The following is a 24833-nucleotide window of genomic DNA, read 5'->3' as shown; positions in this document are numbered from 1 at the left end:
CAGAGGCTTGACGGGTTCAATGGGGGTCAGTCCAAACCAAAGGCGTTTTCGATGATTTGAACAGTTCCAGTGTCATCAACCAGTGCCGCATCAAACCGAGTATTCGTCAGCTGACCAGCAGGCTCCTGTTCAAGAAACTGGGCAGCGGATGCGCAAATTCGATCCATCTGTCGGCGACTAATCCGAGCGGCTGCACGGTCAAAACTACGGCTTTTCTTAACCTCAATGAAGACCAACCCATCTGCGTTGCGCGCGATCAGATCTATTTCACCGCCAGCACCGCACCACCTGCGTCTTGCGATTGAATAACCCCGTCGCACGTATTCGGCGGCCACGCAAAGTTCGGCGGATTGTCCAGCGTGATAAGATACAGAACCCCGAACGGATCTCTGTGCCATATCATCCCTTTCCCAGCTTCAGAGCCATCTGATAGATCGGGCGGCGCGGCAGGCTGAACATCTCTGACACCAAATCTGCCGCATCCCGCACCGAATGCGTTTGCAATGCTTTTATCAATGCCTCTTCTACGTCAGAGTCCTTAACAGATTGCGAATGGGCGCGATCCACAAGCAGAACCACCTCGCCCTTAACCGATGCGCCCTCGTACTCTGCTGCCAGATCAGCGAGCGTGCCACGACGCGTTTCTTCGAACTTTTTGGTGAGTTCACGGCACAGGGCCGCCTGTCGGTCTCCACCCAAAATATCCGCGAGATCAGAGAGGCAGGCAGCCACACGCTTCGGCGATTCATAGAAGACAAGCGTTCCGGGGACGCTGCGCAGGGATTCGATTCGTGAACGCCGTGCGCCAGAGGCATTGGGCAAGAACCCGGCAAAGAAAAATGCATCCGTGGGAAGCCCCGCCAACGTCAGCGCCGTCAAAACAGCAGACGGTCCCGGTGCACATGTCACGTTGTGCCCAGCCTCAGCCGCCTGGCGGCCTAAATCATAGCCGGGATCGGCGATCAGCGGCATTCCCGCCTCGGACGCGTAAGCCACCGATTGCCCTTGTTCCAGCGCCTCAAGTATTTTGCCCCGCGCGCCCGCGCCGCTGTGATCGTGGTAGGCCAATATGCGGCGCCCTTCGAGCGGCACGCCGTGGATTTCCATCAAACGTCGCAAGCTGCGCGTATCTTCGGCAGCAATCATGTCTGCCGAGGCCAAAACATCGAGCGCCCTGAGCGTAATATCGCGTGCCGTCCCGATTGGGGTGGCAATAAAGTACAGCCCAGTGGCCAATCTGATCTTTTGGAAATTCAAAGCTGGACCCTCACAGCGTGACGTTTATTATCGCGGTTCAATAGACCAAGGTGCCCTCAGACGCCGGATCAGGGAGTTTTCTTTTAGATGTTTACCGTTTGCAAGCCCGCACGCAAACTGGCGAAATCCGCCATTGTACTGGCCACGGCCGCTTTTCTGGCCGCCTGTGAAGTCGGCGGCATCAGCGGAGGCCCCTCGATCGACACCTCTGACCCGGTTCCGGTGGCCCTGTTGGTCCCAAGCGGATCACCTCAGTCTGGCGATGCGGCCCTTGCCCGTAGCCTTGAGAACGCAGCGCGGCTGGCTATAGCGGATTTGCCGAACGTCAAGATTGATCTGCGCGTCTACGACACGGCCGGAAATGCCGGAACGGCCTCGGCGGTTGCACAGCAAGCTGTAGCGGACGGGGCCAAGATCATTCTTGGGCCAGTGTACGCACAAGCCGCAAACGCGGCAGGACTTGCGGTGCTAAACAACAATGTGAACGTGCTGTCCTTCTCGAACAACACCAGCATTGCGGGCGGCAATGTCTATGTGCTTGGCCCCACTTTCCAGAACACGGCCAACAGGCTGGTGAACTACGCCGGACAGCAGGGTAAAAACAGTACTGTCATTGTGCACAGCAATGACTCAGCGGGCCAGCTAGGCCAGTCTGCCATCGCTGCCGCGCTCAGCAACAGCCGCGTCAACAATGCGGGCACAGTTGGATATGACCGGTCACAGCAGGGCGTGATCGATTCGGTTTCGGCGATCAAAGCAACGGTCGATTCGACCGGCGCGGATTCAATTTTCCTGACCGCGACAACCGCAGGCGCGCTGCCGCTTTACAGCCAGTTGTTGCCCGAGGCTGGTGTATCTCCTGCGACAACTCAGTATATCGGCCTGACACGCTGGGACATTCCGGCCCAAACGCTGGAATTGCCTGGCGTACAAGGTGGCTGGTTCGCACTTCCCGATCCGGCAAAGGCACAGGCTTATCGCCAGCGTTACAACAACACCTACGGTGAGGCACCACACCCGATCAGCGGGCTTGCCTATGACGGAATCGCTGCGATCGGAGCCTTGGTCAGCCAGGGCAAATCGAACGCGTTGACAGGTGCAGCATTAACCCAGAACGCCGGTTTTCAGGGTGTCGGCGGTATTTTCCGCCTGCGGCCGAACGGTACGAACGAACGCGGTCTGGCTGTTGCCACGATCCAGAACAAACAGGTGGTTGTGATTGACCCTGCCCCACAAAGCTTCTCTGGCGCCGGATTCTAATCTACCGGCGCAGGGCTCTGCGCCCGATGTCAATCTGATCTGCGCGGCTGACGAGATTTTTAACAACGCCGAGGTCAATGCCAACCTGTCCGCCGCTGTTGAAAACAGTTCGGACAACGCAGCCTTGCGCGCCGAGACGGTGCGCATACTGCGAGAGGCGCAAAAGACAGGCCGCAAGGCGATTGCGGACGCCTTTGCCGAGCGCCCATTTGATGCACTGCCGCTGACGCATTCCTATACCTATCTGACGGACCAGATGGTCGGCACAGCGATGCGCATCGCCAGCGAGCATCTGCATCCGCTGGCAAATCCAACGCAAGGCGAGAAAATCGCTGTGCTGGCAGTGGGAGGTTATGGCCGGGGTGAGATGGCCCCGTCATCCGATGTAGATCTGCTTTTTCTGACGCCGTACAAAATCACCGCCTGGGCCGAGAGCGTGATCGAATCCATGCTCTATATTCTCTGGGATCTGCGGCTGAAGGTCGGTCACTCTTCACGCACGATCAAAGATTGCCTGCGTCTGGGGGCCGATGATTTCACCATCCGTACCGCCATGCTGGAACAACGGTATCTCGTCGGGGATCAGCCCCTTGCGCAAGAACTTGAAGCGCGCCTGAAGACCGATCTTTTCAAAGGCACCGAGCGGGAATTTATCGAAGCCAAGCTGAAAGAGCGCGATGAGCGGCACCTGAAGCAGGGTGAACGCTATATGGTCGAACCCAATGTCAAAGAGGGCAAGGGCGGCTTACGCGACCTGCAATCGCTCTACTGGATCGCAAAATACATCTATGGCGTAACGGACGTGGCCGAACTGGTCCCTATGGGCCTCTTTACGCCCGAAGAGTTTGACGAGTTCGCGCAAGCCGAAGAATTCCTCTGGGCCGTCAGGTCTCATTTGCATCTGGTGACGGGCCGCGCGACGGAACAACTGACCTTCGATCTGCAGGTCGAGGTGGCCGATCGTATGGGATATCAAGACCGCGCCGGTCGGCGCGCCGTCGAGGTGTTCATGCAACGCTATTTCCGCGAAGCCACCCGTGTGGGCGAATTGACACGGATTTTCCTGACCAAACTGGAAGCCTCGCACATGAAGGGCGCGGCCTTGCTGGAACGTATTTTCCGCCGTCGCCCCCGCGTCAAGGCCGGTTACCGCGTGGTCCATGGCCGTCTGGATATCGCGGACCCTGACACGTTCCTGTCAGACAAGGTCAACCTGTTACGGTTGTTCGAAGAGGGTTTGCGCACGGGTATGCTGATCCATCCCGACGCAATGCGGTTGGTAACGGCCAACCTGAACCTGATCGACGATGAGATGCGCAACGACAAAGAGGCGCGGCGCATCTTTCTTGATCTAATGCTGAAACACGGCAACCCCGAACGTGCCCTGCGACGCATGAACGAGTTGGGGGTTCTGTCAGCCTTTTTGCCCGAGTTTGAGCACATCGTGGCGATGATGCAGTTCAATATGTATCACAGCTATACGGTGGACGAGCATACGATCCAGTGCATCGTCAATTTGGCGCAGATCGAGCGAGGAGAGTTAATCGAGGAACTGCCCTTGGCGTCATCCATCCTGGAGGGTGGTGTTAGCCGAAAGGTTCTATACGTGGCTCTGTTGCTGCACGACATCGGCAAAGGACGCCCCGAAGATCATTCAATTCTGGGTGCGCAAATCGCGCGCAAAGTGGCGCCACGATTAGGGCTGAGCAAGGCGGATTCGGAAACCGTCGAATGGCTTGTACGCTATCACTTGCTGATGTCCGATATGGCGCAAAAACGCGACATCTCAGACCCGCGCACAATCCGCGATTTCGCGAAAGCTGTTGCAACCGTCAAACGGCTGGACTTGCTGACGGTGCTGACAGTCTGTGACATCCGCGGTGTCGGACCAACGACCTGGAACAACTGGAAGGCTACATTGCTGCGCGCTTTGCATGCTGACACCAAACACGCACTGGAATCCGGGATGGAGGCGCTTAACCGAGCCAATCGTGGAGATGGGGCGAAAAAGCGGTTGCGGGCCGAATTGGAAAACTGGTCCAAATCTGAACTGAAAAGCGAAACCGGGCGGCATTATGATCCGTATTGGCAGGGACTGAACCTTTCGACACATGTCGAATTCGCGGAAATGTTGAAATCGCTGGAGGACAGCGGCGATCCGGGTGCCGTAGAAATCCGACTGCATCCGGATGAGGATCGCGACGCCACCCGCGCGTGCTTTGCCATGGGTGATCATCCGGGTATTTTTTCTCGCATAGCGGGGGCACTTGCCCTTGTAGGAGCCAACGTGGTTGATGCCCGCAGCTATACGACGAAAGACGGATATGTAACTGATGCGTTCTGGGTTCAGGACGCCGAGGGCCATCCCTTCGAGGCTACGCGCCTGCCTCGGCTGACCCAGATGATTCACAAGACACTCAGGGGTGAGGTTGTCGCACGGGACGCATTGAAATCCCGCGACAAGATCAAGAAGCGCGAACGCGCCTTCAACGTCCCGACCCATATCACCTTCGACAACGAAGGTTCAGAGATTTACACGATCATCGAAGTCGACACCCGCGACCGGCCCGGACTGCTATATGATTTGACGCGCACGATGGCAGCCGCCAATGTCTATATCGCGAACGCAGTGATCGCCACCTATGGCGAACAGGTGGTCGACACGTTCTATGTCAAGGATATGTTCGGCCTGAAATACCACTCTGAGGCCAAGCAACGCGGGTTGGAAGCCAAGCTGCGCGCGGCCATCACCGAAGGTGCCGAGCGGGCCGCATCATGAAGCCGATCCGCCTGATTTCGGGCTTTTTCACCGTTGGGTTCTGGACCTTGGCAAGCCGCATTCTGGGCTTTTTGCGGGAAATCCTGCTGACCGCTTATATCGGGCCCGGACCGGTGATGGACGCTTTCGTCGCAGCCTTCCGACTACCCAATATGTTCCGCCGCTTCTTTGCCGAGGGCGCATTCAACGCAGCCTTTGTTCCAATGTTTTCAAAACGCCTTGAAGGCGGTGAAGACGCCGAAGGTTTCGCACAGGATGCGTTTAACCTGTTGGCGGTGGCGGTGTTGGCGCTAGTCGGTCTGGCGATGGTCTTCATGCCCGCGTTGGTTTGGATAACCGCCGAAGGATTCTATGGCGATGAACGCTTCGATCTGGCGGTGGATTATGGTTACGTCGTGTTCCCCTACATCCTGTTTATGTCCCTCGCTGCGCTGTTTTCCGGAGTATTGAACGCAACCGGACGCTTCGCCGCTGCAGCCGCCGCTCCTGTGCTGCTGAACATATTCGCCTGCTCCGCGTTAATCTCTGGCGCGATATCTGGTGGAGAAATCATACGCTGGCTCATCGCGGTCATCCCAGTCGCAGGCATCGCGCAATTGGCGCTTGTCTGGATTGCGACTGAACGCGCCGGAATTCGCATTCGGCTCGGTCGGCCAAAGCTCAGCCCGGAAATGCGCCGCATGGTGCGGATCGCGGTTCCTGCGGCGTTGGCCATGGGCGTAACGCAAGTCAATCTTGTAGTCGGACAGCTTGTGGCATCAAAAACCGAAAAGGCAGTCAGTTGGCTGTTTGCCGCAGATCGTTTGTATCAACTGCCGCTCGGAGTGGTTGGCATTGCCGTCGGCATCGTGCTGTTACCCGACCTGTCGCGCCGCCTGCGCGCAGACGACAAAGATGGAGCACGCAACGCCTTTTCAAGAGCCGGAGAGTTTACTCTGCTGCTGACCTTGCCTTCGACAGTTGCCTTTATGATCATCCCCGGCCCGTTGGTCTCGGTCCTGTTCCAACGCGGCCAGTTCAGCGCCGAAGATACAGCGGCGACCGCCTTGGCCGTGGCCATCTATGGTATCGGGCTGCCCGCATTCATGCTGCAAAAGCTGCTGCAACCGTTGTTCTTCGCCCGCGAAGATACCAAATCACCGTTTCGATACGCAGTGGTTGCGATGGTGGTGAATGCCGGACTTGCCTTTGGGCTTTATCCCATTGTCGGGTGGATTGCGCCCGCAATCGCAGCGTCGACTGCTGGCTGGGCCATGGTTGCGCTGCTTGCAATCGGCGCGCGCAGAATGGGCGACGAAGCCCGATTTGATGACCGGTTCAAACAGCGGATCTGGCGGGTCGTGGCGGCATCGGCTGGCATGGGGGTGGTGTTGTTTACGGCCATTAACCTCTTCGGCTGGACGTTCGGCGTACCAGGCTGGCGTTACCTTGCGCTGATCGTGCTCATTGTAACTGCGGCGGTGGCCTACTTCCTTTTGGGGCACCTCTTGGGGGCCTTCAGGATTTCGGAATTCCGAACAGCGCTGCGCCGTAGCTAAAGCGCATCAATCCCGCCGGGTTTTGCTAAGGATACGCGCCCATCCACCCGGAGCCAGAAAGAAAGACAAACCAAACCCGGTGGCAAAACCGCCCAGATCGGCGACCCAATCCGAGGTCCCACCGAAGATCAGACCGAACAGCAACTGAATGCCCATAAGAACCGCGATCAGGCTGAATGCGCGCGATTGGTTTTCACCCACCAGAGAAAGCTTGCGCCATAGCAACCACGTGAACGCACCGATTAGCCCGTAGACCGGAGGAAACCCGCCAACCAGTGGATATGGCGGGTTCAACAGCACTGCATAGGCCAACGCTCCGCCGACACCGGACAAGACGAATATGATCAGCATGGCGACGCTGCCAAAGACCTCAGCCACCATCTTCCCCATCGCCAGAACAAACACGCAGACGAACACAGCTTGTGTGAAATTGGCCTGAACAAAGGGATATGTGACAAAGCGGATCACGTGTTCGAACGGCCAGCGCCCGTTCTGGACCATCCAATCGAATATATCGGGCGAAAACGTATATTGCTGCAACGCATCCAAGCGCCAACCAACAGCAGTCGGCCCTCCGACCAAGCCCCTGCTGCCAAGCAAGAAGATCAGTTCAATCCCGATGATGAACAGAACCAGCGCCACCACGACCGGCGGCAGAGGGTTCACGGGCGGTGTATAATGCTCACTGCTCATTGGGCTGGCCTTTCGCGGCTGTTGACGTCCCTTGGCCTCATGGGTAAGCGACGGGGGCTGATTTTTCCAGACAGGAGTTTCCTTCGATGACCGAGACCCAATTCACGCCGCGCGTGTTTTCCGGCATCCAGCCTTCAGGAAACCTGCACTTGGGTAATTACCTGGGTGCACTCAAACGTTTCGTGGATATGCAGGGACCGGAATACGAGACCGTCTACTGCATGGTCGACCTCCACGCGATTACTGTCTGGCAAGATCCGGATCGTCTGCGTGAAAAGACCCGCGAAGTTTGCGCGGGGTTCATTGCCGCTGGTCTGGATCCCGAGAAATCCATCCTGTTCAATCAGAGCCAGGTGCCCGAGCACACACAGCTGGCATGGATCTTCAACTGCATCGCCCGTATCGGCTGGATGCAGCGAATGACACAGTTCAAGGACAAGGCCGGTAAGAATGCGCAGAATGCTTCGCTGGGTCTGTTCGCCTATCCTGCCCTGATGGCGGCAGACATTCTGGTCTATCACGCGACCCATGTGCCTGTTGGTGAAGACCAGAAGCAACATCTGGAACTGACGCGCGACATCGCAATCAAGTTCAACCATGACTATGGCGTCGATTTCTTTCCGGTGACCGAACCGGTCATCGGTGGGCCTGCGCCCCGTGTGATGAACCTGCGTGACGGGTCCCGGAAGATGTCGTCGTCAGACCCGTCTGATATGACGCGGATCAACATGACTGATGATGCCGATGCCATCGCCAAGAAGATCCGTAAAGCCAAGACCGATCCGGACGCTTTGCCGTCGGAGGTCGATGGCCTTGAAGACCGTCCTGAGGCGCGCAATCTGGTGAATATCTATGCCGCGCTTAGCGACCAGACGGCCGCACAAGTGCTGGCTGAAGTTGGCGGGAAGCAATTCGGTGAGTTCAAGCCAATGTTGGCAGAGCTTGCGGTCTCGAAACTCTCACCCATTTCAACCGAAATGGCGCGCCTGATGGGCGAAGAGGCCGAGATTGATCAGATTCTCGCCCGAGGTGCTGAACGGGCACGTGCAATCGCGGCCCCGATTCTGCAGCAGACCTACGAGATTGTAGGGATGGTCGGCGCGGGCAAGTCCTGACCACGCGATCGCAATCGAAAAAGAACGCCGCCCTTTCTCGGGCGGCGTTTCGTTCCGTCGGCCCTTATGCCGCCTGCAGGCTCAGCATCTCGTGCACGATGGATTCCGCAACTTCGTGCGGGCTGACCGCCTCGGCTTTGGCCCGTGTCAGGATGCGATCCATCGTCTGCTCCAGCGCCTGCAACCTACCGGCGACCCAGGCTTCACGCTCTGCGACACGCAGGATTTCCGTCGCCACATTCACGATACCACCGCCATTGGCGACGAAGTCAGGGGCGTAAAGAATGCCACGCTCGTGGAGCAACTGCGCGTCCCGATCTCTGGACAACTGATTATTTGCCCCTCCGGCCACAGCGCCGACTTTCAGTAATGGAATACTCGTTTCGTTCAGGATGCCGCCGATCGCACAAGGCGCAAAGATATCCGCTTCAACGCCGTAGATCGCATCGGGTGCAACGACCCGTGCCGCAAACCGTTCGGCCACGCGGGCCGCTTGCCGGGTGTCGATGTCAGTTACGATTAACTGCGCACCAGAATCGTGCAACAACTGGCACAAATGCTCGCCTACATGGCCAAGACCCTGAACCGATACCGTCAGGCCTTTAAGGCCAGAAAGCCTGAACCGGTGCTGCGCTGTCACCCGGATAGCATTGAATATCCCGCGCGCCGTTATCGGAGACGGATCACCGCTGGCGAACTCACCTTCCGCCAGCCCAGCCACAAATTCGGTTTCAGACCCGATATGCGCCATATCTGCAGGCGTCATACCCATATCTTCTGCCGTCCAGTACAGACCGTTCAAACCTTGAATCACGCGCCCAAAGGCCTGCAAAAGTTCAGGTGATTTATCCTCATGAGGATCCCCGATAATGACAGCCTTGCCTCCCCCGAGCGGCAGATCAGCCGCGGCGTTCTTGAACGTCATGCCCCTTGCCAGTCGCAAAGCATCGTCCAGGGCCTCGGCTGGGTGGCCGAAAGGGCGCATACGCACACCGCCCGCAGCGGGGCCACGTTGCGTTGAGTGGATCGCGATGTAGCCCAATAGACCAAGTGAGTTATCTTTGAATTCGACCACGCGCTCGTGCTCTGGCGCGTCTACGATGGTGATGTCCATTCTTCTCCTCCGGAGTGCTTCCGAGAGTTTGCCACCTATCATCGAGTGATTTTCACCCTTTTGTCACTATATCAGGGAAATTTTTGGTGCTAACATCTAAAATTGAAAACTTTTGTGGAGTTTTTCGCCATGGATGATATCGATTCCAAGATAATCCGCGCCCTTCAAAACGATGGCCGTATGACTGTCATCGATTTGGCGGAGCATGTCGGGCTGTCCCCGACACCCTGCGCACGGCGTTTGGATCGGCTGCAACGGGACGGGATTATCACCGGCTACGCCGCACAGGTCGACCCCGAGCGGCTTGGATTCGGCGTTACAATCTTTGTGTCAGTCGAGTTGGAGAAACAGGATCGCAACGCCATCGATTCCTTCGAAAAGGCGATTCGTCGCTGCGACGAGGTGATGGAATGCTACCTTATGACCGGATCACGCGACATTCTGCTGCGCGTGGTTGCCAAAGACCTCAATGCGTTTGATGCATTTCTGGAAAACCGGCTTATGAAAATTTCGGGCATTCGAAACCTACGATCAAACTTCGCTTTGCGCACCATGGTCAAACGCGAAGCGCTGCCTCAGCACCACGGATAATCTGCTGGACCTTGCGTCAGCCCCAACCTAGGTTTCCCCGAAGCTTGAGGGAGGGCGCAATGGCAGTCGGCAAAAACATCCGCACCTATTTCAACGGCCAATGGCATGACGGGGACGCACCGATCATGCGCGCTGCTGACCATGGCGCATGGCTGGGCTCATCGGTGTTTGACGGTGCCCGGTACTTTGATGGAATGACCCCGGATCTGGATGCCCATTGTGCCCGCGTGAACCGTTCAGCCGAGGCGCTGATGCTGACACCTTCTGTAACAACCGAACAGATGGTCGATCTGGTTCACGAAGGGTTACAGAGTTACGCACCTGACACCGCCGTTTACATTCGCCCCATGTATTGGGGCATCGACGGGGATCACACCGCCATCGTCCCTCAGGAAAACAGCACTGGCTTTGCCATCTGTCTTGAAGAAATCCCAATGGCACCCGAAACCGCCTCGGCGACGCTGACAACCACTCGGTTCCGCCGCCCTGTCCTGGAATCCGCTGTGGTCAATGCAAAGGCAGGGTGCCTGTATCCGAACAATGCCCGGATGTTGCAGGAGGCACGCAGCAAGGGCTTTTCGAACGCCCTTGTGGCCGACGCGATGGGGCATGTAGCCGAGACTGCGACCGCAAATATCTTCATGGCGCGCGATGGTGAGGTTTTTACTCCAATCCCCAATGGGACATTCTTGGCCGGGATTACACGCGCGCGGCATATTAAAAACCTGCGCGCCGACGGGGTAACCGTGCATGAAACCGTGCTGACTTTCGATGACTTTCACGACGCGGACGAAGTGTTCATGAGCGGTAACATGAGCAAAGTGACGCCAATCACCGCGCTGGATGACACCCAGTATCAGGTGGGCCCAATCGCCCGTCGCACACGCGAGATGTACTGGGATTGGGCTGCAAGCAATTGCTGATCTGCTCCTTTTCTGTTTCAGTTGCCACTGCTTACCCTGTGAGGCATGATCCCGAAAACAAACGAGGACAAACATGCGCAAGTTCCTAGTCGTTCTGGACGACAGCCGTGAATGCCTGAACGCCATGCGCTTTGCCGCTATGCGTGCGGCACATACTGGCGGCGGGGTTACGGTTCTTTCGGTAATTCCACCGGACGAATTCAACCACTGGATCGGTGTTGCCGAGGTGATGCGCGAAGAAGCGCGTGAACGTATTCACGCCCATTTCGAGGTGTTCGCCAAATGGATGCGCGACAAACAGGGTGTCGAGCCCGAATTGGCAATCCGTGAAGGCGATCCGGTGGCCGAAATCATTGAACATGTCCAATCCGATCCCGAGATCGGCGTATTGGTTCTGGGTGCAGGTACTGACAAAAAAGGCCCCGGACCGTTGGTGACACAACTGACCCGGAACTCTGGAAGTTTGCCCATTCCTATTACTATCGTGCCCGGCGATCTGAGCAAAGAGAAGCTGGAAGCCATCACCTGAGGTGAATTTATGTCCGCGAAGCTGCAGTTCTGGTTCGACTTCGCATCGACCTATTCTTATCTCAGCGCGATGCGTATCCAGCAGGCGGCTTCGGAATATGGAGTTGCCATAGAATGGCACCCATTCCTTCTGGGGCCGATCTTTGCTGAACAGGGATGGAACAACTCGCCGTTCAACCTCTACCCGGCAAAAGGTCGGTACATGTGGCGAGACATGGAACGGCTTTGCGCCGCGCGCGATTTACCTTTTCGGCGGCCTGAGCCATTTCCGCAAAACAGCTTGAAAGCAGCAAGGCTAGCGCTGGCGATCGAACCAGCTGATCAACGGGCAGCCTTTGTACGCACTGTCTATTCTGCGCAGTTTGGTTCCGGTCGTGATATATCGAATCCGGCGGTTCTGGTTGAGTGCCTTACCAAATCTGGCGTTTCGACTGATCTGATGGATCGGATAAGCGACCCCGCGATCAAGGCTGCCTTGTTCGAGCAAGTTACTCAGGCCAAGGCTAAACACATCTTTGGTGCGCCGAGTTTCGTTATTGGGGACGAGCTATTCTGGGGTGATGATCGTCTGGATGATGCGATTTCTTACTCCGCCGCAATTTAGAACGGTTCCAAATCTTGACTTCCCCCGCACGGACGCGCATATCAAGTGCATCTTAGACGGAGCCGCGCCATGTTCATTCAAACCGAATCCACACCCAACCCGGCCACACTAAAATTCCTACCCGGCCAGACGGTTCTGGAAGCAGGCACCGCTGATTTTCCAAGCGTCGACGCTGCAGAAAAATCTCCGCTCGCCAAACGCATATTCGGTGTAAACGGCGTAACAGGCGTGTTCTTCGGCAACGATTTTGTCACGGTAACCAAATCTGATGACGTGCAGTGGGATCACATCAAGCCCGCAATTCTCGGCGCTGTGATGGAGCATTACCAGTCCGGCCAACCGGTTATGGGCGCAGGCGCAGAGACCGCCTCGGGCCACGCTGAACACACCGGCGAAGATGCAGAGATTGTCAACCAGATCAAAGATCTGCTGGATAGCCGCGTGCGTCCTGCTGTGGCTCAGGACGGCGGTGACATCACCTTCCACGGCTTCGACCGCGGCGTTGTTTATCTGCACATGCAGGGAGCCTGCGCGGGCTGTCCGTCCTCGACCCTAACGCTGAAAATGGGGATCGAGAACCTGTTGCGTCACTATATCCCCGAAGTGACCGAGGTTCGCCCTGTTGCCGTCTGAACCGACGATTTTAGCATTCGATACATCGGCCGCGCATTGCGCGGCCGCTTTGCTGCGAGAGGGCAAGATTATCGCATCGCACGCCGAGGCGATGACTCGTGGGCAGGCGGAACGGTTGATGCCCTTGCTTGAAGAAATCCTGACCCGGAACAATTGCACATGGCGGCACCTTGATGCGATCGCCGTCGGAATCGGCCCCGGGAATTTCACCGGCATCCGAATCTCGGTATCCGCAGCGCGCGGGTTGGCGCTTGGGCTTGGTGTGCCGGCGGTTGGGGTGTCGGGGTTTGATGCAGTTGCGGAAATTGCGCCCGACGGGCATCTCCCGGCGATAGCTGCACCGCGCGATCAGGTTTATGTGCAGCCTAAGGGGCGCGCGCCTTACCTGACCTTACGTCATGCCGCTGACGATATTGGTCCCTTGTATTTCTGCGAGGACCCAGAACAGCAGGCCCGTGCGATCGCCCAGGTGGCTGCTGGTCGTTGGACGACAGTTCAAGCGCCACCTGCTCCGCTTTATGTCCGCCCTGCAGATGCGGCTCCCTCCAGCGATGTACCACCGGTGCTTTTGGACGAATGACACCACAGGACATGGCAGAAACCCACGCCGCAGCCTTCACACAGTCACGCCCGTGGAGCGCTGAAGAATTCAGCAATCTGATCGCCAATCGCTTTACCCATGTAGTTGGTGACAAACGGTCTTTCGCTCTCATTCAAGTGATCGGCGAAGAGGCCGAGCTGCTCACGATCGCGACACGTCCAGACTATCAAAGACGCGGGCTGGCGCGGCGCATCATGGCAGACTGGCACGCCAAGGCACGAGAACTCGGTGCAATCCGTGCATTTCTGGACGTTGCCTCAGATAACCATTCGGCGATCTCTCTGTACCAAACCTGCGGATACACGCCATGCGGCAATCGCGCAGCCTATTATCATCGCAAAAGTGGCCCAAACGCCGATGCGATCGTCATGGAACGCCCCCTGAGCGAAAAATATTCGCTTTTTTAGACCATATGGTCAAAAATGTGTTGACCGAAGCTGTTGCAAACAGCTTCAATTCCCGCCATCACAACAGGTATGCTCGCTCTGAGTGGGTACCGGGCGATTAAGCCCCGGACCGATAACAGCCAACGGGAGTAACAAATGACATTTATGAAATCCTTGATGGGCGCAGCCGCTGCGGTTGCACTAACAGCAGGTGCTGCTATGGCAGAACCGGCCCTTATCTTTGATCTGGGTGGCAAGTTCGACAAATCGTTCAACGAAGCCGCGCATAATGGCGCTCAGCGTTGGGCGGAACAGACCGGCAAAAGCTATCGCGAGATCGAGCTTCAGTCGGAAGCGCAGCGCGAACAAGCGCTTCGCCGCTTTGCCGAAGCGGGCGCAAACCCGATTATCACAATGGGCTTCGCCATGGCCGATCCATTGGCTGCAGTGGCAGGTGACTATCCGGATACCAAATTCGTTGCGGTCGACGTGACCTGGCTGGAAGCCCCGAACATTCGCCAGATCGGATTTGCCGAACATGAAGGATCATACCTGGTCGGCATGATGGCGGCGATGGCGTCCCAATCCGGCACAGTGGGCTTTATCGGTGGTATGGATATCCCTCTGATCCGTCACTTTGGTTGTGGTTATGCACAAGGCGCGAAGTCCGTAAACCCGGACATCAACGTTGTTGCTAATATGACAGGCACCACCCCTGCAGCATGGAACGACCCGGTGAAGGGCTCGGAGTTGACCAAAGCACAGATCAGCCAGGGTGCTGACGTGATTTACGCCGCTGCGGGCGGTACCGGTGTTGGCGTTCTGCAAACCGCAGCCGACGAAGGCATCCTGTCAATCGGTGTCGATAGCAACCAGAACCACCTGCACCCGGGCAAGGTCCTGACCTCGATGCTCAAGCGTGTGGACGTTGCTGTATATGACGCCATGAAAGCTGGCGAAGACGTCCAGACCGGTGTTTACACCATGGGTCTTGCACAAGATGGCGTTGGCGTTGCGATGGATGAAAACAACGCGGAACTGGTGAGCGAAGAAATGAGCTCGGCCATTGAAAGTGCCCGTCGCGACATCATCGATGGCAACGTAAGCGTTGTCAGCTACTACGAGAACGACAGCTGCCCTGCACTGCAGTTCTGATGTAACTGGGGGCGGGGGCCATGGCCTCCGCCCTGCACCACTCTGCCGCATGCGGCCCTTTCGGCAACCCAAGGACAAGATATGACCGTCCCCGCCATTGAACTCAAAGGGATTTCCAAAGCCTTTGGGCCGGTTCAGGCTAATAAAGATATTTCCATCAGCGTCGCCCGCGGAGCGATCCACGGGATCATCGGTGAAAACGGAGCGGGCAAATCCACGCTGATGAGCATCCTCTACGGATTTTACAAAGCCGACAAAGGCGAAATCTGGATCAACGGTACCAAGACCGACATCCCTGACAGCCAGGCGGCGATCGCCTCGGGCATCGGGATGGTGTTTCAGCATTTCAAACTGGTCGAGAATTTCACCGTTCTGGAAAACATCGTTCTGGGTGCGGAAGACGGTGGGCTGTTGGCTCCGTCGCTGGCGAAAGCCCGGAAAGAGCTGAAAGACCTAGAAGAAGAATACGAACTGTTCGTCGACCCTGACAAACGCATCGATGAGATCGGTGTGGGCATGCAGCAGCGGGTTGAGATTCTCAAGGCGCTCTACCGCAAGGCCGAAATTCTGATTCTGGACGAACCCACGGGCGTTCTTACCCCTGCCGAGGCGGACCAGCTGTTTCGCATTCTCGACCGGCTGCGGTCCGAGGGTAAAACAATCATCGTGATCACGCACAAGCTGCGCGAAATCATGGAGAACACTGATACGGTTTCGGTTATGCGCCGTGGTGAGATGACCGCCACCGTCAAAACAGCTGACACCAATCCGCAGGCACTGGCCGAATTGATGGTTGGCCGCAAGGTCTTGCTACAGGTTGATAAGGTGCCTGCACAGCCGGGCAAACCGGTTCTGGAAATCGAAAACCTCAGTGTCACCGATTCGGCCGGTGTCGAGCGTGTCAAAGGCATCGACCTAACCGTTCGTGCGGGTGAGATCGTTGGCATCGCGGGCGTTGCTGGCAACGGGCAGTCCGAGCTGCTTGAAGTTTTGGGCGGTATGCGACCCGGGGTAGGCTCGATCAAACTGAACGGCGAGCCTCTGGCGTTGCACGGCCCCGGATCGGACGGGCAAGCGCGGCGCGCCCGACATATCGCTCATGTCCCCGAGGATCGGCAGCGCGAAGGCCTGATCATGGATTTTCACGCGTGGGAGAACGTGGCGTTCGGCTACCACCGCGACCCTGCTTACAAACGCGGGCTGTTCATGGACAACGCTGCCCTGCGTGCCGACACCGAAGCCAAGATCGAGAAGTTCGATGTGCGCCCGCCCAATGGCTGGCTGACGGCAAAAAGCTTCTCGGGCGGCAATCAACAGAAAATCGTCGTTGCACGAGAAATCGAACGCAATCCCGACCTGCTGCTGGTGGGTCAGCCCACACGCGGCGTGGATATCGGTGCCATCGAGTTCATTCACAAACAGATCGTCGCCTTGAGGGATCAGGGCAAAGCAATCTTGCTGGTCTCGGTCGAGCTGGAAGAGATCTTCTCACTCTCGGACCGGATCGCGGTCATGTTTGACGGACATATCATGGGCGAGCGTCTGCCCGCCGAGACGGATGAAAAAGAACTAGGCCTGCTGATGGCCGGTGTTGCAGGAGAGGCCGCCTGAACCATGGAAAAAATGCCCAAATGGGCCGATGTGGTACTGATCCCGCTAATCAGTCTGCTTCTAGCCACAATCCTTTCGGCAATCGTGATCCTGGCCATCGGGGAAGATCCGCTTGAGGCGGTAAATCTGATGGTCACTGGGGCCCTAGGGTCAACCTACGGCTGGGGCTATACACTTTATTACGCAACGAACTTCATCTTCACCGGGCTCGCGGTTGCAGTTGCCTTTCACGCGCGCTTGTTCAACATCGGCGGCGAGGGTCAGGCCATGCTGGGCGGACTGGGCGTTGCCATCGTCTGCCTATCGGTTCCTTGGCCGCATTGGACAATAGCTTTGCTGGCCGCCTGTGCTGCTTCGATGATCTTCGGTGCAGCCTGGGCCGCGATCCCGGCCTATCTGCAGGCGAAGCGGGGCAGCCATATCGTGATCACCACGATCATGTTCAATTTCATCGCTGCCGCTTTCCTGAATTACATGCTGGTCAACGTCATGCGCCCGCAAGGGTCGCAAGATCCAGCAACGGCTCGTTTCCCCGAGGCAGTGCATCTCCCGACTTTCCAGTCGATGTTCTCGAGCGCCGAAAACATCGTTTTCCGAGGTGCGCCTGCCAACATCTCGTTCTTCGTCGCAATCCTTGCGTGTTTTGTTGTCTGGGCGCTGATCTGGCGAACTCGGTTGGGCTATGAAATCCGCGCCTACGGCCATTCGGAAACCGGTGCCGTCTACGCCGGTATCTCGCCTGTACGCATCACGATTATTGCCATGCTGATCTCGGGCGCTCTGGCGGGCCTGATGGCAGTCAACAACGTGATGGGCGAAGCCGAGCGGTTGGTGCTGAACGCAACCGAAGGCGCGGGTTTCATTGGAATTGCCGTGGCACTGATGGGTCGGTCGCATCCATTCGGGGTATTTCTAGCCGCTATTCTGTTTGGTTTTTTGTATCAGGGCGGGGCCGAACTGGCGCTTTGGACATCGATTCCGCGCGAACTGATCGTGGTCATCCAAGCGCTGGTCATTCTGTTTACCGGAGCACTGGACAACATGGTGCGCATGCCGCTTGAAAAGCTGTTCATGGCGCTTCGGAAGGGGTCGGCCTGATGGATTTCTTCCTGACACTCATCCAGGTTCTGGATTCGACCATCCGACTGGCTACGCCTTTGCTGCTTGCCTGCCTGGCCGGACTATACTCCGAGCGCGCGGGCATCTTCGACATCGGCCTTGAAGGCAAGATGCTGATGTCAGCATTCTTCTCGGCTGCCGTCGCCGCCGTAACCGGTTCGGTGTGGCTGGGATTGCTGGCCGGGATCGCGGCATCTCTGGTCCTTTCGGCGCTACACGGGTTTGCGTCGATCACGTTCCGGGGCAATCAGCTTATCTCGGGGGTTGCGATCAACTTTCTCGCTTCAGGTATGACCGTTCTTGTCGCCCAAAGCTGGTTCAAGCAGGGTGGTCGTACGCCATCATTGTTCGGTGAAGGGCGGTTTGAATCTGCAGAATTCCCTTATGCGATCGGTCCGGCTGACGCCGAACTGACAGGCCGTCCGGTTTCCGAGCTAATGTCTGAAACCAATCCCCTGCATATGGCCTATTCCGAGCTTCTGTCTGGCCATTCCATTCTGGTGTATGTGGCTTTCCTTATGGTGCCACTGACTTGGTGGATTCTATTCCGCACCCGGTTCGGGCTGCGTCTGCGCGCGGTCGGAGAGAATCCTGCGGCGGTGGATACTGCTGGAGTTTCGGTTGTAGGTCTCCGCTACGCAGCGGTTGCGATTTGCGGCGTACTTTGCGGCATCGCAGGTGCCTACCTGGCCACCGCGCTGCAAGCAGGCTTTGTGAAAGAGATGACCGCTGGGCGCGGATTTATCGCACTGGCTGCTCTGATCTTTGCAAAATGGCGTCCGTGGCACGCGATGTGGGCATGCCTCTTGTTCGGGCTGTTGCAGGCCATTGCCTTGCGGTTCCAGAACATCGATTTGGGCGGGGTCGTGATCCCGGTGCAGGTCATGGACGCCCTGCCCTATATCCTGACCGTGGTGATTCTTGCCGGGTTCGTCGGCAAGGCCATACCGCCACGCGCAGGCGGCGAACCATATGTAAAGGAACGCTGATAGAGCCAGTTCAGGACTGCCCCTCAGTCCTGTTTGCTGCAAAGCGGCATACAGAGTTGATTTTGTATGCCGCAACCGCTCTAAGGGGGTATGGACGTGTCCCGCATCAGTTCCGCAGCCATGCTATCGACTATTTTCAGGTTGAGCCACGGAAACAACTAGATGGCCCCACCTGGCACGCGCGCTTCGTCTGTTGAGATTTATGTTACCAATGGCTTTGCCACACCGCGTGGTACGGCCTCTCCTGTCTAGAAGAAGCCATGCAGATTTACCTCCCGATTGCCGAAGTATCCGTAAACGCGTTTCTACTGTTTGGACTGGGTGGAATGGTGGGCATTCTGTCTGGAATGTTTGGCGTTGGCGGTGGGTTTTTGATGACTCCACTGCTGTTCTTCATCGGCATTCCGCCTGCAGTGGCGGTTGCAACCGAGGCAAACCAGATTGTTGCTTCATCATTTTCTGGGGTGCTGGCGCATTTCAGGCGCCGAACCGTGGACCTTAAAATGGGTACAGTCCTTTTGGTCGGAGGGCTGACAGGCGCTGCGTTGGGTGTTGTTGTCTTCAACTATCTCAAGAGCCTCGGACAAGTCGATCTGCTGGTCAAACTTTGCTATGTCGTATTTCTGGGCATCATCGGCAGTCTGATGTTTGTCGAAAGCCTGAACGCGATTAGAAAAACGCGGAAAGGCGGCACGCCGCCTCCGAAACGACGCCAGCGCGGTTGGGTGCACGCCATGCCGTTCAAGATGCGGTTTCGGACGTCGGGCCTGTACATCTCAGTCATTCCACCGCTTGTCGTAGGCCTGTTTGTCGGTGTCCTGTCTGCTATCATGGGTGTCGGCGGCGGGTTTATCATGGTGCCCGCGATGATCTATCTATTGGGTATGCCGACCAAGGTTGTTGTCGGAACTTCGCTGTTTCAGATCATCTTTGTAACCGCCTTTACCACTATGCTGCACGCCACTACCAACTATACCGTTGATGTCGTGTTGGCGGTTCTTCTGCTCGTCGGTGGGGTAGTTGGTGCCCAAATCGGAACAGTCATCGGTGCCCGAATGCCGGCTGAACAACTGCGCGTTTTGTTGGCGGCTCTTGTACTTGTCGTCTGCGGCAAGCTGGCGCTTGATCTTCTGCTTCAACCCGCCGAGTTGTATTCGCTTGGCGATGCGGGAGGGCACTAAGATGCTGCGTCTGATTGCTCTTCTTTGTCTGATCTGTCTGCCAGCCTACGCAGCCGAAGAACAGGTTGTTCTGGGCCTAAGTCAGGATCGCGTCTCGATTACCGCCAATTTTGACGGGTCCGAAATACTGGTTTTCGGCGCGGTAAAGCGCGAAGCCCCAATCCCGGACGGTCCACCGCTTGAGGTCATCGTATCGGTGGTCGGCCCATCCGAACCGGTCACCGTACGCCGCAAAGAGAAACGGTTCGGTATCTGGGTGAACACCGATAGCCTTGTTGTTGATCTGGCTCCAAGCTTCTACGCCGTTGCCACCAGCGCCCCGTTTTCCGAGGTTCTGACCCAGACCGAAGACCTACGCTATAAGGTTTCGATCGAGCGTGCCATCCGGTCGGTCGGTGCGGACATGAGCATTCAGGGCGCACAGGATTTTTCCGAGGCGGTCATCCGCATCCGCGAAGATGAAGGGCTGTACTCAATTCGGGAAAACACAGTGGCTGTGGACGAACAGACGTTGTTCCGCACATCAATCGACATGCCGTCGGACCTGACCGAAGGCGACTACAGCGCCCGTATCTTCCTGACACGAGACGGAAAGGTGGTCTCGACCTTTGAAACCTCGATCGGAGTACGCAAAGTCGGGCTTGAGCGATTCTTGTACGCGATGTCGCGTGAACAACCCATTTGGTACGGGCTCATGTCACTGGCCATCGCGATTGCCGCCGGTTGGGGCGCTTCGACAGCCTTCCGCCTACTGCGCGAGAACTGATCGTCACCCGCGACCGATATAGGGCATGGTCGTGGCCATAACGGTCATGAACTGCACATTCGCCTCAAGCGGCAGTTCGGCCATATGCAGTACCGAGCGGGCGGCATCCCCGACATCCATGGTGGGATCAGGGTCGCGGCCTTCAGCAAGCGCCTCATCGACCAGCCCATGCACCATCGGGGTGCGCGCATTTCCGATGTCGATCTGACCACAGGCAATTCCAAAACTCCGCCCGTCCAGAGAAAGGCTGCGCGTCAGACCGGTAATCGCGTGTTTCGTCGCAGAATAATGCACCGAGTTCGGGCGCGGCACATGAGCAGCGATTGAACCGTTGTTTATGATACGCCCCCCCTGCGGCGCCTGAGCCCGCATCGCAGCAAATGCAGCCCGTGCACACAGGAACATGCCGTTCAGGTTCACATTGACCGAGCCGTACCAATCCTCAAGCGCGATCTCGTCGATGGTGCCACCAGGGGCAAAAATCCCGGCATTGTTGAACAGCACGTCCAGTCGCCCGGTCTGTCGGGTGAATGCAGTATAGGCGTTTGCAACGGCATCCGGGTCAGTCACATCGGCAACCAGCGGGATCGCCGAGGCGTTATGCTGTGCCATAGCAAGAAGTTTGTCAGCGCTGCGGGCCAGAAGCCCGACAGTCCATCCTTCTGACAGAAACAGCTCGGCGGTGGCGCGGCCTATGCCCGAGCTTGCACCGGTCACTATGATCGTCTTCATGTCTCTTCCGCCTCCAATGTCAGGGATGGTGCCGCAACCGCACGCAGGTCATCCACACGCAATGGGTGGGTCGGTTTCGACAAGCGGTTCCGCACTACCCAAATTAGCCTCTCCTGTGCGCGGGTTATGGCGACATAAGCTAGGCGCTTCCACAACGGTTGCCCGGCCTCAGTACGGCCCATGCGGGCGGCTGCGTAGATGTCTGGCGCAAAGACCTGAACCGTGTCCCATTGCGACCCTTGCGCCTTATGGATCGTCACAGCGGCACCATGCAGGAACGTTGCCCCCATACGGGCAGCATAGGGAATGAACGGCTCCTCCTCATCGGGCTTTTCAATCTGCACGATCGACGCCGCCGAGACCTGAGGGTCTTCGGCCCCCATCACATGCAACCGCGAAAAACCCGGCTTGCGACCAGGGCCAAGATAGATGACCTGCGCGCCTTTAATCAGCCCGCGCGCCTCAAGGTCCAGCCGCTTTTTGCGGTGCTTCAACGGCAGCTCAATGCCGTCACAAATCAACGGTTCCCCTTCCAGTAGTTCAGTTTCCGGCGCGCCATGTACGGTGCGGAACGCCTGAATCAGCCGGATTCGGGTCGCATTGCGCCAGACAAGAACCGGGCTGCGCGCCATCAGATCAACTTCTACCCGCTGTCCCCAGACAACGCGGTCATCCTTTCGGGCAGTGTCCTCGATCAGACGTTCGAAATCCTCAAACCCCATGACCGGATCGGACAGAGCATGGGCGAGGTCTAGGATCGGGTTGTCCGCAGTTTGCCGATGCACTCGATGCAGGATTTGTTTGCGCGGCTCTGGCAACCCGTCGAACACCATCGAGCCCGATTGATTGACCGGCGCCAACTGCGCCGGGTCACCAAATAGCAACAAGGTTGGAAAGATTTCCTTTAGATCCTCGAATTGCCGGTCGTCTAGCATCGAGGCTTCGTCCACAAAACCGATATCCAGCGGCTCTTCCCGACGTTTCCAGCCGGTGATGAAATCCGAACCGCGCAACCCAGCAGCGGCCAGCGCACCGGGGATGGATTTGTTGTTGGCATAGAACGCGGCTGCGCGGTCCAGCGCTTCGTCTGTCAGCCCTTCGATCTCGGGCCGTTCGTCATTGCCCGCTAGCCATTCGGCGATCCGCTCGTATTCAGGGTCGTAAACAGGCGTATAGAGGATACGGTGTATCGTGGTCGCGGGCACCCCACGCAGCCGCAATACGCTGGCGGCCTTGTTCGTCGGCGCGAGGATCGCAAGGCTGCGCTTGTCGCGGGATTTGCGGCTTTCGAAATCACCCGAGATCAGGTTGACCCCCGTCTCGGCCAAAGCTTTGTAAAGCTCTGCCAGCAACAGGGTTTTGCCCGATCCAGCCTTGCCAATAACAGCCATCACACCAGACTTTCCGTTGCCGGGCAGTTTCAGCAGAGCGTCGTCTTCAAGGTCTACTCCGGCACCTCGCAACATCTCGGCAATGTTGTCAAAAGCGGCAGCCTGATCTTCGGAAAATGTGACTTGGGGCAAGGACATGGCGCGACCCTACAGGGACGCGCCGCGCGCTGCCAGATGCCGATTGGTTTTTCCGTATGCTTATGCCGACAAAGCGAACCGGTGCTGTGCGCCATGGCCAAATGCTGTCTTGAACCACAGGCGCGACAACTCTCGCGGGATGCCTGCGCGGGCTGCTACACGGTTGCAATCATCCGCTGAATAAGGCCACAGGCCGACCGAGATCTGATCGCGCCCTTTCCCTTCGGTGCCCAAAACCACCGGAGACGATCCGATCATACGGTAGATCCGGATCATGCGGGCATCAAAAACGCCCGCTATGTGGGTCAGGCCAAACCCTTCCATCACCTCACCGCCGCTCAGCATGATGGCCCCAGCAGTATGAGCGCTGGCGTTGCGCGAGAGGCAAAAGCGAGTGACCTCCCAGATTAGTGGGCTTCGGATCGGACTGCCCCCGGCGAGATGTCCGAATATGTCGTTCACCATGACCGGACCGGTCGTCGGTAGGATCCGCATGGACCCGCCATGGCTGCCATCTGCCTCTTCCCAAATCACATAGAGCGGGTTCAGGTCATCATACTGATCCCGCTCTTCCCCCTTTTCATTAACCTTAACATCCCAGCCAAGGCGGGTTTTGAACTGATCCGCGCGATCCCTGAACATCCCCCTGGCCAATTCCGGAAAGTTATGCAGCTCATCGGCATACAAATAACGCAACATGACGTGTTCCCCTTATCGTCCATAGTTGGAACAAAGGGGGTACGAACACGTGGTTAATTTAAGGTGAGACCACCGTACGGTCGTTAAACGACTATTAATCCTCTACTGAGTGCAGTGGCGATTGCATGAGTCGTATTTTGCGCACCGAGTTTTGAGCGTGCGCTTTCGATATAGGCCCTGAGCGTATGCTCAGAAATGGAAAGAGAGTGCGCCACCTGCGCTCGGCTATACCCCAGCGCCAGCAATGTCATTGCATCGATTTCGCGGGGCGAGAGCCCCCGCATGTTGTCCGGCTGCCGTTCTTTTGCAAATTCCAGCGCTTTTCGATTGAGGAAATGCGCCACCAATATGAGATCGCGGCCATACGTTTCGACAAATGCCTGCCATGTGATGTCATCACAGCTGTTGTTGACCGTAAACAGCGCGAATTGCCCGCCTGGCCCCCGCAGCGGGATCGAATAGCCCTGATTGCCGACGCCATGTTCCTGCGCGTCCTGCAGGAAGGCCTTTACTGCTTTGCCCGACCAATTCAGCTGTTTCCAGTCCACAGCGTGAAATCGCTGAAAACAACCCAGAATAACCGGATCAATACGATGATAATTCCTGTCTCGATACCGATCATCCCAGGCATCCGAATAAGTCGTGAACCCGTATTGATCCCCGGCCCCATCAACCCAATGATATGTCATGTGGTCAATTTGCAGCTTGTCCCGCAACTGGACTGCTACGCTGGTCAGCTCGTCAAGCGTGCTGGTGCTTTCCAAATCCCCTAGGATCTGGCTCAAATCGAATTTTCTTCCCATTCGCGGGCGCGCAAGCCTCATCCTTTGAGGACGCAATCTCGGCCGCGGCGATCAGTCTTGTGTCGTCAAGCTGCTCGGCCAGCGCGCTCAACCCATTCGCCACAGCAAAGGCGTTGAGGTCCGACAGAACGTCCAAAATCCACTCATTTTGCGCCATCAGGGTGTCCCCGAAATAGTTAACGAAGGGTTAACACAACCATAACATGTGCAGACTAATTCGGCCTACT

26 protein-coding genes are annotated in these 24833 nt (G+C 57.2%); 17 read left to right on the top strand and 9 right to left on the bottom strand.

The features are described 5' to 3' along the window. Positions 1-26 precede the first annotated feature (26 nt). The gene (locus I5192_RS01145) at positions 27-398 is read right to left on the bottom strand and encodes a YraN family protein (RefSeq protein ID WP_223117558.1); all 372 of its coding nucleotides are present in this window, start codon (positions 396-398) and stop codon (positions 27-29) included. Between the two features lies 1 nt (position 399). Next, on the bottom strand, positions 400-1257 hold the full coding sequence (gene rsmI / locus I5192_RS01140) for a 16S rRNA (cytidine(1402)-2'-O)-methyltransferase (protein WP_170513969.1): 858 nt from the start codon (positions 1255-1257) through the stop codon (positions 400-402). Positions 1258-1344: 87 nt separating this feature from the next. Here rsmI and I5192_RS01135 point away from each other — a divergent pair, with 87 nt between their 5' ends. From I5192_RS01135 to murJ, 3 genes are read left to right on the top strand one after another with little or no spacing between them, the layout of a single operon-like run. Beyond that, positions 1345-2517: a penicillin-binding protein activator gene (locus I5192_RS01135; RefSeq protein WP_170395865.1), complete on the top strand. Its 1173-nt coding sequence runs from the start codon at positions 1345-1347 to the stop codon at positions 2515-2517. Beyond that, entirely contained in the window at positions 2477-5296 is a 2820-nt protein-coding gene (locus tag I5192_RS01130; RefSeq protein WP_223117557.1) for a [protein-PII] uridylyltransferase, read from the top strand. Before I5192_RS01135 ends, I5192_RS01130 begins: the two co-directional genes overlap by 41 nt. Then, entirely contained in the window at positions 5293-6834 is a 1542-nt protein-coding gene (murJ, locus tag I5192_RS01125; RefSeq protein ID WP_223117556.1) for a murein biosynthesis integral membrane protein MurJ, read from the top strand. Before I5192_RS01130 ends, murJ begins: the two co-directional genes overlap by 4 nt. A 6-nt stretch (positions 6835-6840) precedes the next feature. Here the strand turns inward: murJ and I5192_RS01120 are convergent, their stop codons facing one another. Then, positions 6841-7527 carry a rhomboid family intramembrane serine protease gene (locus I5192_RS01120; protein ID WP_170423757.1) on the bottom strand — a complete coding sequence of 229 codons (687 nt, stop codon included), beginning with the start codon at positions 7525-7527 and terminating at the stop codon, positions 6841-6843. An 86-nt stretch (positions 7528-7613) separates the two neighbouring features. On the opposite strand from I5192_RS01120, the gene trpS reads away from it, so the two are divergent. Next, positions 7614-8642 carry a tryptophan--tRNA ligase gene (gene trpS / locus I5192_RS01115; RefSeq protein WP_170423755.1) on the top strand — a complete coding sequence of 343 codons (1029 nt, stop codon included), beginning with the start codon at positions 7614-7616 and terminating at the stop codon, positions 8640-8642. 64 nt (positions 8643-8706) lie between these two features. Here trpS and I5192_RS01110 read toward each other — a convergent pair whose 3' ends face one another. Continuing rightward, positions 8707-9756: a Glu/Leu/Phe/Val dehydrogenase gene (locus tag I5192_RS01110; RefSeq protein WP_223117555.1), complete on the bottom strand. Its 1050-nt coding sequence runs from the start codon at positions 9754-9756 to the stop codon at positions 8707-8709. 129 nt (positions 9757-9885) lie between these two features. On the opposite strand from I5192_RS01110, the gene I5192_RS01105 reads away from it, so the two are divergent. From I5192_RS01105 to I5192_RS01045, 13 genes are all read left to right on the top strand, one after another. After that, positions 9886-10347, top strand: coding sequence for an Lrp/AsnC family transcriptional regulator (locus tag I5192_RS01105; protein ID WP_170423751.1), 462 nt, complete (start codon positions 9886-9888; stop codon positions 10345-10347). 59 nt (positions 10348-10406) lie between these two features. Next, entirely contained in the window at positions 10407-11270 is an 864-nt protein-coding gene (locus I5192_RS01100; protein ID WP_223117554.1) for a branched-chain amino acid aminotransferase, read from the top strand. Between the two features lie 73 nt (positions 11271-11343). After that, positions 11344-11799 carry a universal stress protein gene (locus tag I5192_RS01095; RefSeq protein WP_074736907.1) on the top strand — a complete coding sequence of 152 codons (456 nt, stop codon included), beginning with the start codon at positions 11344-11346 and terminating at the stop codon, positions 11797-11799. Positions 11800-11808: 9 nt separating this feature from the next. Next, a complete protein-coding gene (locus I5192_RS01090; protein ID WP_223117553.1) occupies positions 11809-12402 on the top strand; it encodes a 2-hydroxychromene-2-carboxylate isomerase in 594 nt (197 codons plus the stop codon). Positions 12403-12471: 69 nt separating this feature from the next. After that, a complete protein-coding gene (locus I5192_RS01085) occupies positions 12472-13035 on the top strand; it encodes a NifU family protein (RefSeq protein ID WP_170733587.1) in 564 nt (187 codons plus the stop codon). Then, entirely contained in the window at positions 13025-13615 is a 591-nt protein-coding gene (gene tsaB / locus I5192_RS01080; RefSeq protein ID WP_170423745.1) for a tRNA (adenosine(37)-N6)-threonylcarbamoyltransferase complex dimerization subunit type 1 TsaB, read from the top strand. Before I5192_RS01085 ends, tsaB begins: the two co-directional genes overlap by 11 nt. A gap of 11 nt (positions 13616-13626) precedes the next feature. Beyond that, a complete protein-coding gene (locus I5192_RS01075; protein ID WP_255612006.1) occupies positions 13627-14043 on the top strand; it encodes an N-acetyltransferase in 417 nt (138 codons plus the stop codon). A gap of 135 nt (positions 14044-14178) precedes the next feature. Continuing rightward, complete coding sequence (locus tag I5192_RS01070) at positions 14179-15177, top strand: BMP family protein (RefSeq protein ID WP_170395841.1); 999 nt, start codon at positions 14179-14181, stop codon at positions 15175-15177. 81 nt (positions 15178-15258) lie between these two features. Next, on the top strand, positions 15259-16788 hold the full coding sequence (locus tag I5192_RS01065) for an ABC transporter ATP-binding protein (protein ID WP_170395839.1): 1530 nt from the start codon (positions 15259-15261) through the stop codon (positions 16786-16788). A gap of 3 nt (positions 16789-16791) precedes the next feature. Beyond that, positions 16792-17886 (top strand): ABC transporter permease, encoded by a 1095-nt coding sequence (locus tag I5192_RS01060; RefSeq protein WP_170513031.1) that lies wholly within the window; start codon positions 16792-16794, stop codon positions 17884-17886. Beyond that, on the top strand, positions 17886-18896 hold the full coding sequence (locus I5192_RS01055) for an ABC transporter permease (RefSeq protein WP_170408321.1): 1011 nt from the start codon (positions 17886-17888) through the stop codon (positions 18894-18896). The genes I5192_RS01060 and I5192_RS01055 overlap by 1 nt, the downstream gene beginning before the upstream one ends. A gap of 260 nt (positions 18897-19156) precedes the next feature. Further along, positions 19157-20077, top strand: a complete 921-nt coding sequence (locus tag I5192_RS01050; RefSeq protein WP_170395834.1) for a sulfite exporter TauE/SafE family protein — start codon at positions 19157-19159, stop codon at positions 20075-20077. A gap of 1 nt (position 20078) precedes the next feature. Beyond that, entirely contained in the window at positions 20079-20843 is a 765-nt protein-coding gene (locus I5192_RS01045; RefSeq protein WP_170395832.1) for a TIGR02186 family protein, read from the top strand. 3 nt (positions 20844-20846) lie between these two features. Here I5192_RS01045 and I5192_RS01040 read toward each other — a convergent pair whose 3' ends face one another. From I5192_RS01040 to I5192_RS01020, 5 genes are all read right to left on the bottom strand, one after another. Continuing rightward, complete coding sequence (locus I5192_RS01040) at positions 20847-21575, bottom strand: SDR family oxidoreductase (RefSeq protein WP_223117552.1); 729 nt, start codon at positions 21573-21575, stop codon at positions 20847-20849. Then, on the bottom strand, positions 21572-23104 hold the full coding sequence (locus I5192_RS01035; RefSeq protein WP_170597280.1) for an ATP-dependent RecD-like DNA helicase: 1533 nt from the start codon (positions 23102-23104) through the stop codon (positions 21572-21574). The genes I5192_RS01040 and I5192_RS01035 overlap by 4 nt, the downstream gene beginning before the upstream one ends. A 60-nt stretch (positions 23105-23164) precedes the next feature. After that, complete coding sequence (locus I5192_RS01030; RefSeq protein WP_223117551.1) at positions 23165-23803, bottom strand: acyl-homoserine-lactone synthase; 639 nt, start codon at positions 23801-23803, stop codon at positions 23165-23167. Between the two features lie 83 nt (positions 23804-23886). Further along, on the bottom strand, positions 23887-24606 hold the full coding sequence (locus I5192_RS01025) for an autoinducer binding domain-containing protein (RefSeq protein WP_170647112.1): 720 nt from the start codon (positions 24604-24606) through the stop codon (positions 23887-23889). Beyond that, complete coding sequence (locus I5192_RS01020) at positions 24545-24763, bottom strand: hypothetical protein (protein ID WP_152610760.1); 219 nt, start codon at positions 24761-24763, stop codon at positions 24545-24547. Before I5192_RS01020 ends, I5192_RS01025 begins: the two co-directional genes overlap by 62 nt. Between the last annotated feature and the right edge of the window lie 70 nt (positions 24764-24833).

Origin of the sequence: Ruegeria sp. SCSIO 43209 (assembly GCF_019904295.1) — a bacterium.
GTDB lineage: Bacteria > Pseudomonadota > Alphaproteobacteria > Rhodobacterales > Rhodobacteraceae > Ruegeria.
This window is presented reverse-complemented; position numbering and strand designations above follow the sequence as displayed.

Coding starts and splice junctions, on each gene's coding strand:
- I5192_RS01145 (WP_223117558.1), bottom strand. CDS start 398: ATGGCACAGAGATCCGTTCGGGGTTCTGTATCTTATCACGCTGGACAA.
- I5192_RS01135 (WP_170395865.1), top strand. CDS start 1,345: ATGTTTACCGTTTGCAAGCCCGCACGCAAACTGGCGAAATCCGCCATT.
- murJ (WP_223117556.1), top strand. CDS start 5,293: ATGAAGCCGATCCGCCTGATTTCGGGCTTTTTCACCGTTGGGTTCTGG.
- I5192_RS01120 (WP_170423757.1), bottom strand. CDS start 7,527: ATGAGCAGTGAGCATTATACACCGCCCGTGAACCCTCTGCCGCCGGTC.
- trpS (WP_170423755.1), top strand. CDS start 7,614: ATGACCGAGACCCAATTCACGCCGCGCGTGTTTTCCGGCATCCAGCCT.
- I5192_RS01110 (WP_223117555.1), bottom strand. CDS start 9,756: ATGGACATCACCATCGTAGACGCGCCAGAGCACGAGCGCGTGGTCGAA.
- I5192_RS01105 (WP_170423751.1), top strand. CDS start 9,886: ATGGATGATATCGATTCCAAGATAATCCGCGCCCTTCAAAACGATGGC.
- I5192_RS01100 (WP_223117554.1), top strand. CDS start 10,407: ATGGCAGTCGGCAAAAACATCCGCACCTATTTCAACGGCCAATGGCAT.
- I5192_RS01095 (WP_074736907.1), top strand. CDS start 11,344: ATGCGCAAGTTCCTAGTCGTTCTGGACGACAGCCGTGAATGCCTGAAC.
- I5192_RS01090 (WP_223117553.1), top strand. CDS start 11,809: ATGTCCGCGAAGCTGCAGTTCTGGTTCGACTTCGCATCGACCTATTCT.
- I5192_RS01085 (WP_170733587.1), top strand. CDS start 12,472: ATGTTCATTCAAACCGAATCCACACCCAACCCGGCCACACTAAAATTC.
- I5192_RS01075 (WP_255612006.1), top strand. CDS start 13,627: ATGGCAGAAACCCACGCCGCAGCCTTCACACAGTCACGCCCGTGGAGC.
- I5192_RS01070 (WP_170395841.1), top strand. CDS start 14,179: ATGACATTTATGAAATCCTTGATGGGCGCAGCCGCTGCGGTTGCACTA.
- I5192_RS01065 (WP_170395839.1), top strand. CDS start 15,259: ATGACCGTCCCCGCCATTGAACTCAAAGGGATTTCCAAAGCCTTTGGG.
- I5192_RS01060 (WP_170513031.1), top strand. CDS start 16,792: ATGGAAAAAATGCCCAAATGGGCCGATGTGGTACTGATCCCGCTAATC.
- I5192_RS01055 (WP_170408321.1), top strand. CDS start 17,886: ATGGATTTCTTCCTGACACTCATCCAGGTTCTGGATTCGACCATCCGA.
- I5192_RS01050 (WP_170395834.1), top strand. CDS start 19,157: ATGCAGATTTACCTCCCGATTGCCGAAGTATCCGTAAACGCGTTTCTA.
- I5192_RS01045 (WP_170395832.1), top strand. CDS start 20,079: ATGCTGCGTCTGATTGCTCTTCTTTGTCTGATCTGTCTGCCAGCCTAC.
- I5192_RS01040 (WP_223117552.1), bottom strand. CDS start 21,575: ATGAAGACGATCATAGTGACCGGTGCAAGCTCGGGCATAGGCCGCGCC.
- I5192_RS01035 (WP_170597280.1), bottom strand. CDS start 23,104: ATGTCCTTGCCCCAAGTCACATTTTCCGAAGATCAGGCTGCCGCTTTT.
- I5192_RS01030 (WP_223117551.1), bottom strand. CDS start 23,803: ATGTTGCGTTATTTGTATGCCGATGAGCTGCATAACTTTCCGGAATTG.
- I5192_RS01025 (WP_170647112.1), bottom strand. CDS start 24,606: ATGGGAAGAAAATTCGATTTGAGCCAGATCCTAGGGGATTTGGAAAGC.
- I5192_RS01020 (WP_152610760.1), bottom strand. CDS start 24,763: ATGGCGCAAAATGAGTGGATTTTGGACGTTCTGTCGGACCTCAACGCC.